Source organism: Streptococcus parasanguinis (genome assembly GCF_032163505.1).
Taxonomy (GTDB): domain Bacteria; phylum Bacillota; class Bacilli; order Lactobacillales; family Streptococcaceae; genus Streptococcus; species Streptococcus parasanguinis_V.
Map to the genome: position 1 here is coordinate 211,252 of NZ_CP134147.1, position 12,027 is coordinate 223,278.

Genomic DNA, 12,027 nt, shown 5'->3' on the forward strand with positions numbered 1-12,027 from the left:
ATGATATGGATACAAAGAAAATTGAAGAAGCAGTGAAAATGATCATCGAGGCAGTCGGTGAAGATGAGAACCGTGAGGGACTTCAGGAAACGCCGACCCGCATTGCCAAGATGTACCAAGAAATCTTTGCAGGACTAGGGCAGACAGCAGAAGAGCACCTGTCTAAATCATTTGAAATCATTGATAACAATATGGTGGTCGAGAAGGATATCTTCTTCCATTCCATGTGTGAGCATCACTTTTTACCATTTTATGGAAAAGTGCACATTGCCTACATTCCAAATGGCCGTGTGGCTGGGCTTTCCAAACTGGCTCGTACGGTTGAAGTTTATGCTAAAAAGCCACAGATTCAGGAACGTTTGACGGTAGAAATCGCAGATGCCTTGATGGAATATCTTGGAGCACAAGGAGCCCTTGTCTGGGTAGAAGCAGAGCATATGTGTATGAACATGCGTGGTGTCCGTAAACCTGGGACCGCTACAGTGACAACTGCTGCGCGTGGACTGCTTGCGACAGATAAAGACTTAAAAAATGAAGCCTATAAACTCATGGGCCACTAATGGCTGGCTATAAGAGGTGAACAGAGTGGATCAATTACGGATCAAGGACTTAGAGGTATACGCCTATCACGGTGTTTTTCCAGCAGAAAAAGAATTAGGACAACGCTTTGTCCTAGACCTATGGATAGATTATGAGATGACTCGCGCTGCCCGCACAGGTGATTTGGAAGCTTCGATCCATTACGGGATCTTGGCGGAACAGTTGACCGAGTGGATGCAGGTAGAAAAGATCGATCTGATTGAAACGGTGGCCTTTCAGTTGGTGCAAAAGATTTTTGAAAGCTATGCCTTTGTAGAAAAAGTTCGTCTGGAGTTGAAAAAGCCCTGGGCTCCTGTTCCCTTGCCATTAGAGACTTGTTCGGTGACAATCGAACGGGAGAAAAAACGGGCCTTTATTGGGCTTGGCACCAATATGGGAGATAAACAACTGCAACTAGAGACGGCGCTAGAAAAAATCAAGGATCGAGGCATTCGTCTTCTTCAGACATCCACAAGGATTGAAACAGAACCTTGGGGAGGGGTGGAGCAGGACACCTTTTTGAATCAGGTGGCAGAGGTTGAAACCTGGATGACCCCAGAGGATTTACTAGAGACCTTACTTGCCATTGAGCAGGAAATGGGGCGTGTCCGTGAGATCAAGTGGGGGCCACGTGTGATCGATCTAGATCTGCTCTATATGGAGGACACCATTTGTTACAGTCCAAACTTGATCTTGCCGCATCCTTATGTGGCAGAACGTGCCTTTGTCCTAGAGTCTTTGAATGAAATTGCTCCTCATTTTGTGGACCCTGTTCAAAGAAAGCCCATTCGCCAATTATGGGAGGCTGTCAAATAGTCTCTCTTCTTTGCATCATAATAAAAAACAATCCCTGTTCGAGGGATTGTTGAGAGCGTAGAGAAACGAATCTTTAATAAAATTTAATCAATTCTTTAAAAATTATACTCGTTATAGTTATTCAATCATATTCTGAAACTTTCAGCCGTGAGAAAAGTGCCTGAAACGACTCAGTTTCAGGCACTCGGAATTATTGAGAGTAAAACAGTTCGGGGAACTGTTTTAGCCTGAGCCTAAAAATTGAAAAGCGAAGGGGCTCAATAATTAGTCATGGAACTTCATAGAAGTTCGCTGACGTCCGTACTCACCTAAGGAAAGTTTTTTAAGAAGACTTTGTCTTCAATCTGAACAATTCCTAGAGCAGGGATTGTTTTTGTTTGTCTGAGTTTATTTACGATATAAGCGATCGTATTGGTAGACAGGATCCATGGTGACGTTGATACCGAGCTTGCGAAGGACGTTCTTGTCTTCGTCTGTCAGCATCACGGTTGAATGGGCTTCGCTGCCTTTCAACTTGCCTAATTCTTGCATAGCAAGCTTAGCGTCTTCATTGGTCATAGCTGTAATGGCTAGGGCAATGAGGATCTCGTTTGAGTGAAGACGAGGGTTACGGCTACCCAAATGATTGATCTTCAAGCCTTGGATAGGTTGGACGTATTCTGGCTCGATTAATTTGGTTTCTTTATCAATATGCGCCAATTTCTTGATCGCATTGATCAAGAGGGCTGCGGTTGGGCCAAAGAGATCAGAGGTTTTTCCGGTTACCATCTCGCCGTTTGGCAATTCAAGGGCCAAGGCTGGCTCACCTGTTTCTTCTTCTTTTTGGCGGGCAAGCACGGTCACTTTCCGATCATTTGGAGTAATGCCCAAATCATTCATCAAGAGCTCAATCTTCTTGACAGCCCCTTCACCGACACGTTCAGCTTTGACATCCAAGATAGTTTGGTAATAGCGACGGATGATTTCTTGTTGGGAAGCTTCAATCGCAGCGTCATTGTCCACAATGGCAAAGCCAACCATGTTGACGCCCATGTCTGTTGGAGAAGCGTAAGGAGAGGTTCCTAAGATGCGTTCCAACATGCGCTTCAAGACAGGGAAGATTTCGATATCGCGGTTGTAATTGACCGTCGTTTCCCCGTAGGTTTGGAGGTGGAAGGGATCGATCATATTGACATCGTCTAGATCTGCAGTCGCTGCTTCATAAGCCAAGTTGACTGGGTGGTGCAAAGGAAGATTCCATACTGGGAAGGTTTCAAACTTAGCATAACCTGATTTGATCCCATTTAATTGGTCATGGTACATATTGGACATACAAGTTGCCAGCTTACCAGAACCAGGGCCAGGAGCTGTCACAACGACCAAATTGCGACTAGTTTTGATGTAGTCGTTTTTCCCCATCCCTTCAGGAGAGATGATGTGGTCCATATCAGTCGGATAGCCCTTGATCGGATAGTGTAGATAAGAGGCGATCCCGCTCTTGTCCAGTTGTTTGCGAAAGGCATCTGCTGCAGCTTGTCCAGCATATTGGGTGATGACGACAGAGCCTACAAAGATCCCCAATTCATTGAATTTGTCGATCAAACGCAGTACTTCTTGGTCATAAGAAATTCCTAGATCCCCACGGGCTTTTGAGTGCTCAATGTTGTTGGCGTTGATGGCAATGACAATTTCCACCTGGTCGCGCAATTCTTGTAGCAGCTTGATCTTATTGTCTGGTTCGTATCCAGGGAGGACACGAGCAGCGTGAAAGTCTTCTAACATCTTACCACCAAATTCAAGGTAGAGCTTGCCATCGAATTGGTTGATCCGCTCAATAATGTGGTCACGTTGCAAGTTCAAATACTTTTCAGAACTAAAAGCTTGTTTTTTCATGTAAAACTCCTGTATATAAGGGAAGGGTCTGCCACACGAATCCAAGGATGAGTGTTCCGTTCCCTACCATTTCATTCTTTCATATTATATCAGAAAACAGATGGAAGATAAAATATTCTAAGATACTTTCCTAAGGAGAGTGCGGATGCCAAGGGACTCAATGGTGACTCACGCTGGAAAGTTTCAAAGAGAACTTTGTTTTTCCTCTAAAAAAGCCCCTTACGGGGCTTCAGATCGATGCTACTTAATAGTGCTTGATCAAATCAACTGTAGAGCGATCCAATTTCTTAACCAATGCTTGCAAGAAGGCTTGCGCTTGTAAGAAATCATCCATGGCATAGAGGGTTTGGTGAGAGTGGATGTAACGTGCACAGACACCAATGGTGGTTGATGGGACTCCACCATTCTTCAAGTGTGCTGCACCTGCATCGGTACCACCTTTGGCACAATAGTATTGGAATTTGATGCCTGCTTCTTCAGCAGTAGTGAGCAAGAAATCTTTCATATTTGGTAGCATGATGTGACCTGGATCGTAGAAGCGAAGCAGTGTTCCTTCCCCAATCGCACCTTGGTCTCCAAAGACATCGGCTGCTGGCGAACAGTCTACCGCAAGGAAGATTTCAGGATCAAATTTAGTAGTTGAAGTGTGAGCTCCACGAAGTCCCACTTCTTCTTGAACGTTGGCCCCTACATAGAGTTCGTTGTTTAAGGCTTGTCCAGAAAGGCTCTTAGCCAATTCGCTGACCATCAAGACGCCGTAGCGGTTATCCCATGCTTTGGAGATGACGTTTTTACCATTAGCAGTGAGAATCGCAGAGCTGTCTGGGACCAAAGTATCTCCAGGACGGACCCCATAGCTTTCAGCTTCGGCTTTAGAGCTAAAGCCTGCATCAAAGACGATGTCGCTAATGGCAGGTACGGTTGGTCCACCTGTTCCACGTGTCAAATGAGGAGGAACAGATCCTGAAATAGCAGGGTATTCACGTCCGTCGCGTGTAAAGAGTTTGAAGCGTTGGCTGCTGACGACCATCGGATTCCAACCTCCGATTGGGACAACACGGAAAGTTCCGTCAGCTTTGATTTCGCTGATCATAAAACCAACTTCGTCCATGTGGGCAGCTACTAAGATACGAGGAGCATCGGCAGCTGTTGAATGTTTGACCCCAAAGATCCCACCGAGACCATCTGTCACGATTTCGTCCACATGAGGGGTCAATTGTTGGCGCAAATAATCCCGTACAGGAGCTTCATGACCTGAGATAGCAGGGATTTCAGTTACTTCTTTGATTTTAGAAAATAAATCAGTCATAGGTTACCTTCTTTCTGATGCTATTTTAACACTTTTTCTACAAGGATGGTAGCGTTATTATGGAAATCAATCTCAAAAAGCAGAGGGAGAGATCCAGCCTAGACCGTTGTCCCTCTGCTTATTTTGTGTTACAATAGGCACTATGAAAGCTAAAAAAATTATTTTGTCTAGTCTGGCTGTAGCAAGTGCAGGAGCTCTTGCGGCCGGTGTTTATAAAATCGCCAAAGATCAAAAGCGTCTCCGTACCCAAGAAGAGTTGGTAGCAGAAGTACGGGAGCAAATGGAAGCCATGGGGACGATTGCGACCCTGTATGTGGAACTCTACGAGTCTAGTGAAGAACGCTTAGTAGGAGGCGTCATTTTTGAAGATGAGCGCCATTACCGCTTTGTCTATGAGGACGGTCTCTTGCATTATGAAGAGGAAAAACTATGATTACACCAAATTCTCTAGAAGAAATTGCTTCTTATGTAGAGCAAGATGGCAAGAAAGTGTTTGTCTTTTCAGCAGATTGGTGTGGGGATTGTCGTTACCTCAAGCCTTTTTTGCCGGAGATTGAAGCTGAAAATCCCGAATTTACCTTTATCTTGATTGACCGAGATGCCTATATGGATCTGGCGAAAGTCTGGGATGTTTATGGGATCCCAAGTTTGGTGGTTCTGGAAAAGGATAAGGAAATCGGTCGGTTTGTCAATCGGGATCGAAAAACCAAGGCGCAGCTTACAGCATTCTTAGCAGGATTAAAATAGGAGAAAAACATGATTGTAACATACAACAAAGAACAAGTCGGCGATGTCTTGATGCTGACCTTGAAAAATAGTGGAGAAGCAAAGCTCGCGGTGGAGAGAAAAGGAAAAGTGGCTCGCGTTTACCGTGAGGACAAGCAAGAAACCGTTGCCTGGAATATTTTTGATGCCTCATCTTTCTTCGCCATCGAAGGCAAGGGCCAAGTCTTTTTGACAGATGAGCAAGTAGCTCGTTTGAATCAAGAATTGGAAAGAGAAGGCTTCGCAGAACGTTTGGTCAATGATCGGGAACCAAAATTTGTGGTGGGAGAAATCCTTGAAATGGTAGCCCATCCAGATAGTGACCACTTGAATATCTGCCAAGTAGCAGTTGGACCAGATAAGACGGTTCAGATCGTAGCTGGAGCTCCAAATGCGCGAGTGGGTCTCAAGACCATTGTCGCTCTTCCAGGTGCCATGATGCCGGATGGTAGCTTGATTTTCCCAGGGGCCCTTCGTGGAGAAAAAAGCTATGGGATGATGTGCAGTCCGCGCGAATTGCACTTGCCAAATGCTCCTCAAAAACGAGGCATTATTGAATTGGATGACGCAGAAGTAGCAGGGACACCTTTTGATCCTGCTCGTCACTGGCACGAATAAAGAGAAGAATCTAGGATGTTTTGGATCCTAGATTTTTTTGATTTTGGTTTGTCACCTCCATTTTTTGAAATTTTTTCGAATAAATAGATAGGAGGTAAATGATGTATAATAAAGTTATTTTAATCGGTCGCCTAGTAGCGGCCCCAGAATTGCATAAAACCAGCACAGACAAATCCGTTGCCCGAGTGACCGTTGCGGTCAATCGTCGCTACAAGGACCAAAACGGGGAGCGAGAGACTGATTTTGTCAATGTCGTTGTCTGGGGGAAATTGGCTGAAACCATGGCTAGTTATGCTAGCAAAGGGAGCCTGATCTCTTTGGATGGAGAGATTCGGACGCGCCGCTACGAGAAAAATGGAGTTATGCAGTATGTGACAGAGGTCCTCTGCCAAAGTTTTCAGTTGCTAGAGAGCCGCGCTCAGCGAGCGATGCGTGAAAATGGTGGAACGGGAGATTTAGCCGATATCATCTTAGAAGAGGAAGATCTTCCCTTTTAGGATCAAAAAAGAAAGCTGGTTCGTTTATAGACCAGCTTTTTTGATACTTGCTAGGGATTTTATTCGGGAACGACTCTTTTAAAAATAAATCAAAAATATGCATCTGTACAATAAAAGCCAGCACTTTTCTTGAAAAAGTAGTAAAATAAAGTAATATATATTCAAAATTTTCAGAAAAGGAACGGAGTTTGAAGAGGAAAGAAGAAAGAAAAGAACTGTTAAAATGGCTGATAAAACGGGTTCTACTGGTGATTCCAGTGGCCTGCCTCCTCTTGTGGATCTATGCTGTTTGTCAAACCAGTAGCATCAAGGATCAGACCAAGATTGGTGTCACCTATATGACCATGAACAATGAGTTCTATAAAAGTATTCATTCGGAAATTAGTCGGATTGCCGATGAGAGAGGGGCTCTTGTATCTGTTCGAGATCCGGAATTGGATGAAAAAAGGCAGAGCCAGCAGATCGATGATTTTTGCGCTCAAAAAGTAAATGTGATTGTGATTAATCCGGTCAAAGGGGATAGTCAGCCGATTTTAAGGGCTCTTAAAAAAGCTAGAAAACAAGGAATTAAGATCATTGCAGTTGATACCCAGCTCAAGCATTTTAAGCCGGATGCCAGCATTGTCTCCGACAACTACCAAGCAGGAGTCTTGATTGCGAAAGAGTTGATGAAACGCTCTTCAAATGCTCGGATCCTTCTCTTGGAGCACAAAGGGACTGTTTCGGCAGATACGCGGATTCAGGGATTTAAGGATACCATCAAAGGACATGGATCTTATGAGATCATCTCGGAACTAGAAACCAAGGGTCAGACGGAGATCGCCATGCCCGCTGTCCGTAAGTTCTTGCAGTCAGGGGGGAATGTTGATACCCTAGTTGCCCTGAATGACCGATCGGCTATAGGAGCTTTAGCGGCGATCAAGGAGCAAGGAATCACCCATTCCATTGCGATTTATGGGATTGATGGCTCACCAGATATGAAAGCCTTGCTGCACTCGACAGATGATGTCGTAGGAACCGTTGCCCAGTCTCCTTTGAAGATGGGAGACCGCGTGATGGAGGTCATCCAAGATATGACGGCTGGGAAGAGCTACCAAAAAGAAATAACCATTCCGGTTCAGATGATGACAAAGGAAAACATCGATCAATTTGATGTGAATGGGTGGCAGTAATGAGAAAATTTAGAGGTGTGAGATACAGTTTGGCCATTCTGATGGTCGTGAATTTTATCGCTGTGATGCTCAACAGTATCATCTATCTTCAAGCAACCAATTATATCATTGCTCAACGACAAGCTTCCCTATTAGTAGAACGCTTAGAGCGCATTCCTTTTGCGCCCTCTACAACTTTTTGGTTGTCTGCACTCTTATTTGCTGGGATTGCCTTGATTTCCATGAGTCGTTATCGGTCTCAAACGAGTCGATGGTCCATTTTTGATAAGTGGAACATTCTGGAGATCCTCCTGATGTTGCTCTTGATGTGGGTCCAAAATGTAGCTTATAACGGGCTGATTCTCTTGGTTTTTGCGGATATCTTCTATGGTTCCAAAGAGTTGAATACCAAGCGAGACCGCAAGTATTGGTTTGCTTTTATCCTAGTGAGTTTCTTGATGCTCCTCGTGACCAATTCAGACGTCTTTTCCCTTTTCTTTCCGATTCCTTCTCTTGATGTCTATATTCATTTTTACCCTGCCTCTATCCGAATCCTAGCCTTTTTCATGAAGAATTCCCTCTATGCCTTGAATATGGTGCTCTTTATTATTTCGCTTTTATTCTATATTATGAATGTTCTTGCAGAAAACCACGAGGTTGAAGAAGAGTTGGCCATGGTTTCGAAGGTCAATACGGAGTTGAATAACTATATGGCCTTGTCTGAGAAGATTGCAGAAGATCGGGAGCGTAAGCGGATTGCTCGGGAGATTCACGATACCTTGGGGCACGCGCTAACAGGGATCTCAGCCGGTTTAGATGCTGTCGGAGTCTTGATTGATATCGATCCCAATCGGGCAAAGGAGCAAGTGAAAAGCGTATCAGAAGTTGTCCGTGAAGGGATTCAAGATGTGAGGGGCTCTCTCAACCGTCTTAGACCGGGAGCTCTTGAGGGACGGACCCTCAAAGATGCTTTAGAAAAGACGATCCGCGAGTATCAGGCGCTTTCAAACTTGCAGGTTGATTTACACTATGAATGGATTGATGTCGATATGGATGTCATGATTGAGGATACGATCTTTCGTGTCATCCAAGAGTCCATGACCAATGCGGTTCGCCACGGCCATGCCAGTCAGATGAGTCTTCATTTTTTTGAGGACGAAGAAGATTATCTGATCGAGTTGCAGGACAATGGGGGTGGGTTTGAAACCTTGACCTATGGCTATGGGCTCAAGCAGATGATGGAACGAATTTCTATCCTAGGAGGACAGATTCAATTTGAAAGCCGCGATGGATTTTTCACGCACGTCAGTTTACCGAAATATAAAGAAGGGAGATAGAGATGGTGATAAAAGTAATGGTGGCAGATGACCAGGCCTTGATTCGAGAATCTCTGAAAATTATTTTGTCAGCCCACCCCGATATCGAAGTGGTGGCCACAGTGGAAGATGGGAATCACGTCTTGTCTAGCATTCCACAGACACATCCTGACCTGATCTTAATGGATATTCGGATGCCAGGCATGGATGGGGTTTTGGCAACAAAAGAAGTCAAAGAGCACTATCCGGATATCAAAATTATTATTTTAACGACCTTTGACGATGATGAATTTATCTATAGTGCACTCAAGTATGGTGCTTCAGGTTATCTTTTAAAGGGAGCCTCGACAGAGGAACTCTATGAAGCGATTAAGGTGGTGTATCAAGGCGGAGCAATGATCAACCCGAATATCGCTAGTAAAGTCTTTCAAATTTTCTCACAAATGGCCAAAACCAACTTCTCTATTGCTGTAGATGAGGACAATGTCAAGGATTTGAGCACAACAGAATGGCGCATTATCCAAGAAGTTGGCTATGGGGAGTCCAATAAAGAAATTGCGGCCAAACTCTTCTTGTCAGAAGGAACCGTGCGCAATTACTTATCAACGATTTTGGCGAAATTAAACCTACGAGATCGAACGCAATTAGCGATCTGGTCAGTCCAAACAGGAGTGACGAGACGTGATTTTTCTAAAGGAAATACAGAATGAAATTGAAGCGAAAGCATCTTTGTTGGGGGATTGGTCTCCTTGTTGTGCTCTGTGTGAGCGCAGGTTTTTATTGGTGGAAACAGCAACCGACCGTACTCCATATCGGCGTTTATGCAGGTTCTAGCTGGGATGTGCCGACCAGTCAACGTTCCCATGCCTTGGATCGTGCGATTCAAAAATTTGAAAAATCCCATCCCCACGTCCGTGTAGAGTATGAAAACGGGATTCCGCAGTCAGATTATTCAGACTGGCTCTCTGAAAAGATTGTCTCAGGAAAGACGCCAGATGTGTTTATGGTCTCTGAGCAAGATCTTACCTTATTAGCAGCGCGAGGAGTGCTAGAAAAGTTAAACGGCTATATGGATCGAAAAGATCAAGCTGCCTTTTATCCTGTTGCCTTTGAATCGGGTGTCTATCAGGGGCAAACCTATGCCTTACCTTATGAAAGCAATCCGATTTTGATGTGTGTCAATAAAGATCTCTTGGATAAAGAAGGCATCGCGGTTCCCAAAGAAGGTTGGACCCTTGAAGAGTTCTATACGATTTGCAAGAAACTAACCAAGGATACCAATGGGGATGGGCAATTGGACCAATTTGGAAGTACAGAATACACCTGGAAAGAAGCCTTAGCGGCAAATGGAGGTCATCTCTTCCAGGGTGGCATGCTCAAGCTGACAGCTCCAGAAGTCAAAGAGTCTCTGACTTTTCTGCAAAAATTGGAAGATCTAAATAAAAATTACAAGGTGAGTTCTAAAGATTTTGACCAGGGAAAAGTCGCCTTCTATCCCATGACCTTGGCCCAATATCGGACCTATAAACCTTATCCCTACCACGTTTCTAAATATTCAAACTTCACCTGGACCTGTATCCCGATGCCTGCTAAGTCAAAAACGACCAAGGCAACCTTGGTCACGACGACTTCTTTTGCTATGTCGGCTCGAAGTTCTCATTCCAAGTTGTCTTGGGAATTGATGCAACTCTTAACAGAGGATCCAGAAATTCAACAAACTCTCTTTGCCCAATCCCAGGGGATCTCTGTCATGCCACAGGTAGTCAAGAGTCGCTCTAGTAAAGACCTTTTGCAGGTAGATGATTTTGGGACGGATTCCTTGACCAATCAGACCTTGAACCGCATTATGGAACAAGCTGTTGAAAGTAGTCCGAAAAATGTCTCAAAAGAGGTGTTAGAAAAGTTAGATTACTTGATTGGCAATGCCTTGCGCGATCAAGATGTTGAGAACCGCTTGCCTCAAATTCAGAGGGAGATTGAAAGTAGTCTACAGGTAGGAGTTTAGAGTAAAATAAGATGGCATTTTGTCAAGTGACAGATGTCATTTTTTTATTGCTAAATGTCATATTAGGAATGTGACATTTGACAATGTAAAAACGCTTTCAAATAATCTACAATAGAGTCAAATAAAGGAGGCGTAGCAAAATGAAATACCTCGTTTTGGTCAGTCATGGTGGACTGGCAGAAGGTCTAAAGACATCACTAGCCATGTTTGCTGGTGATAAGATGGATCAAGTCATCGCAGTTGGACTCAAAGAAGGAAAATCGGTCGATGACTTCGCAGTTGATTTCAGAGAGAGCATTTCAGGATTGACAGCTGATGATTCTGTTTTGGTCTTGGCAGATATCGTAGGTGGTAGTCCATTAACCACTGCAGCCACGGTTCTAGAAGAAGCTGGAAAGCTCGATGGAGCCTTGATCCTTGGTGGGATGAACCTCACCATGGCCTTGACGGCAGTTGTGATGAAGGATGTGTTGGATGGAGACGATTTGTCAGCTACCATCTTATCAGAAGCACGATCTGCACTACAGCCTTTTGAAGTTTCAGCTACTAGTGCTGAAGAAGATGATGACGATATTTAATAGGGAGGTACCTTATGGTAGTAACATTTGTACGGATTGATGATCGCATGATTCACGGTCAGACAGTCACACGCTGGGCAAAAGAAAAACCATGTGATGGTTTGATTGCCGTAAACGATGCAGCAGCATCAAACAAGGTTTTGATCCAAGCTTACAAAGGCGCATCAGACAAGAAAACCTTTGTATGGACAAAGGAAGCCTTTAAGGAAAAATCAGCAAAAGTAACAGAATCAGATAGTCGTTACTTCTTAATCACCAAAAATCCAATCGATATGAAGGAAATTTTGGTCGACCAAGGGTTTGTCCCAGGTGATGTCAAAGAAATCATTGTTGGCCCTGCAAATGATCGTCCTGGAGCTGTGAAATTGGGAAATAACCAATCCATCACTCAGGAAGAAGCAGAAGCCTTCCAAGCCATTCAAGCAGCAGGCTACAAGGTGAAATTCCAATTGTTGCCAGATGTTTCCATCGGGTATTGGGATGATTTCAAATCAAAATTTGGTTTTTAAAACTAACAGTCT

The 12,027-nt window shown here is 44.2% G+C and carries 14 protein-coding genes; 12 read left to right on the forward strand and 2 right to left on the reverse strand.

Annotation, left to right across the window (positions count from 1 at the left end; translation table 11 throughout):
- The first annotated feature begins 5 nt into the window (after nucleotides 1-5).
- Together folE and folK are read left to right on the forward strand one after the other, a co-directional pair.
- Entirely contained in the window at nucleotides 6-560 is a 555-nt protein-coding gene (gene folE / locus RIN70_RS01225) for a GTP cyclohydrolase I FolE (RefSeq protein ID WP_003019101.1), read from the forward strand.
- Between the two features lie 25 nt (nucleotides 561-585).
- Nucleotides 586-1,395, forward strand: a complete 810-nt coding sequence (gene folK / locus RIN70_RS01230) for a 2-amino-4-hydroxy-6-hydroxymethyldihydropteridine diphosphokinase (RefSeq protein WP_223325253.1) — start codon at nucleotides 586-588, stop codon at nucleotides 1,393-1,395.
- A 387-nt stretch (nucleotides 1,396-1,782) separates the two neighbouring features.
- Here the strand turns inward: folK and RIN70_RS01235 are convergent, their stop codons facing one another.
- Nucleotides 1,783-3,267 (reverse strand): DUF1846 domain-containing protein, encoded by a 1,485-nt coding sequence (locus tag RIN70_RS01235; protein WP_021154294.1) that lies wholly within the window; start codon nucleotides 3,265-3,267, stop codon nucleotides 1,783-1,785.
- Nucleotides 3,268-3,511: 244 nt separating this feature from the next.
- Nucleotides 3,512-4,576, reverse strand: coding sequence for a glutamyl aminopeptidase (gene pepA, locus RIN70_RS01240; protein ID WP_014712788.1), 1,065 nt, complete (start codon nucleotides 4,574-4,576; stop codon nucleotides 3,512-3,514).
- Between the two features lie 142 nt (nucleotides 4,577-4,718).
- Here pepA and RIN70_RS01245 point away from each other — a divergent pair, with 142 nt between their 5' ends.
- From RIN70_RS01245 to RIN70_RS01290, 10 genes are all read left to right on the forward strand, one after another.
- Nucleotides 4,719-5,009, forward strand: a complete 291-nt coding sequence (locus RIN70_RS01245) for a DUF4651 domain-containing protein (RefSeq protein WP_003004245.1) — start codon at nucleotides 4,719-4,721, stop codon at nucleotides 5,007-5,009.
- Nucleotides 5,006-5,323 (forward strand): thioredoxin family protein, encoded by a 318-nt coding sequence (locus RIN70_RS01250; protein WP_003009797.1) that lies wholly within the window; start codon nucleotides 5,006-5,008, stop codon nucleotides 5,321-5,323. Before RIN70_RS01245 ends, RIN70_RS01250 begins: the two co-directional genes overlap by 4 nt.
- A 9-nt stretch (nucleotides 5,324-5,332) precedes the next feature.
- Nucleotides 5,333-5,959 (forward strand): YtpR family tRNA-binding protein, encoded by a 627-nt coding sequence (gene ytpR / locus RIN70_RS01255; protein WP_003009800.1) that lies wholly within the window; start codon nucleotides 5,333-5,335, stop codon nucleotides 5,957-5,959.
- A 101-nt stretch (nucleotides 5,960-6,060) separates the two neighbouring features.
- Complete coding sequence (locus RIN70_RS01260) at nucleotides 6,061-6,456, forward strand: single-stranded DNA-binding protein (RefSeq protein WP_003004675.1); 396 nt, start codon at nucleotides 6,061-6,063, stop codon at nucleotides 6,454-6,456.
- A 188-nt stretch (nucleotides 6,457-6,644) separates the two neighbouring features.
- On the forward strand, nucleotides 6,645-7,628 hold the full coding sequence (locus tag RIN70_RS01265; RefSeq protein ID WP_272144453.1) for a substrate-binding domain-containing protein: 984 nt from the start codon (nucleotides 6,645-6,647) through the stop codon (nucleotides 7,626-7,628).
- On the forward strand, nucleotides 7,628-8,944 hold the full coding sequence (locus RIN70_RS01270) for a sensor histidine kinase (protein WP_049513885.1): 1,317 nt from the start codon (nucleotides 7,628-7,630) through the stop codon (nucleotides 8,942-8,944). Before RIN70_RS01265 ends, RIN70_RS01270 begins: the two co-directional genes overlap by 1 nt.
- A 5-nt stretch (nucleotides 8,945-8,949) precedes the next feature.
- Nucleotides 8,950-9,633, forward strand: coding sequence for a response regulator transcription factor (locus RIN70_RS01275; protein WP_037585171.1), 684 nt, complete (start codon nucleotides 8,950-8,952; stop codon nucleotides 9,631-9,633).
- The gene (locus RIN70_RS01280; RefSeq protein WP_129824457.1) at nucleotides 9,630-10,928 is read left to right on the forward strand and encodes an ABC transporter substrate-binding protein; all 1,299 of its coding nucleotides are present in this window, start codon (nucleotides 9,630-9,632) and stop codon (nucleotides 10,926-10,928) included. Before RIN70_RS01275 ends, RIN70_RS01280 begins: the two co-directional genes overlap by 4 nt.
- Nucleotides 10,929-11,068: 140 nt before the next feature.
- Entirely contained in the window at nucleotides 11,069-11,506 is a 438-nt protein-coding gene (locus RIN70_RS01285; protein ID WP_049472855.1) for a PTS sugar transporter subunit IIA, read from the forward strand.
- 14 nt (nucleotides 11,507-11,520) lie between these two features.
- Nucleotides 11,521-12,015, forward strand: coding sequence for a PTS sugar transporter subunit IIB (locus RIN70_RS01290; protein WP_000261775.1), 495 nt, complete (start codon nucleotides 11,521-11,523; stop codon nucleotides 12,013-12,015).
- Nucleotides 12,016-12,027: the final 12 nt, after the last annotated feature.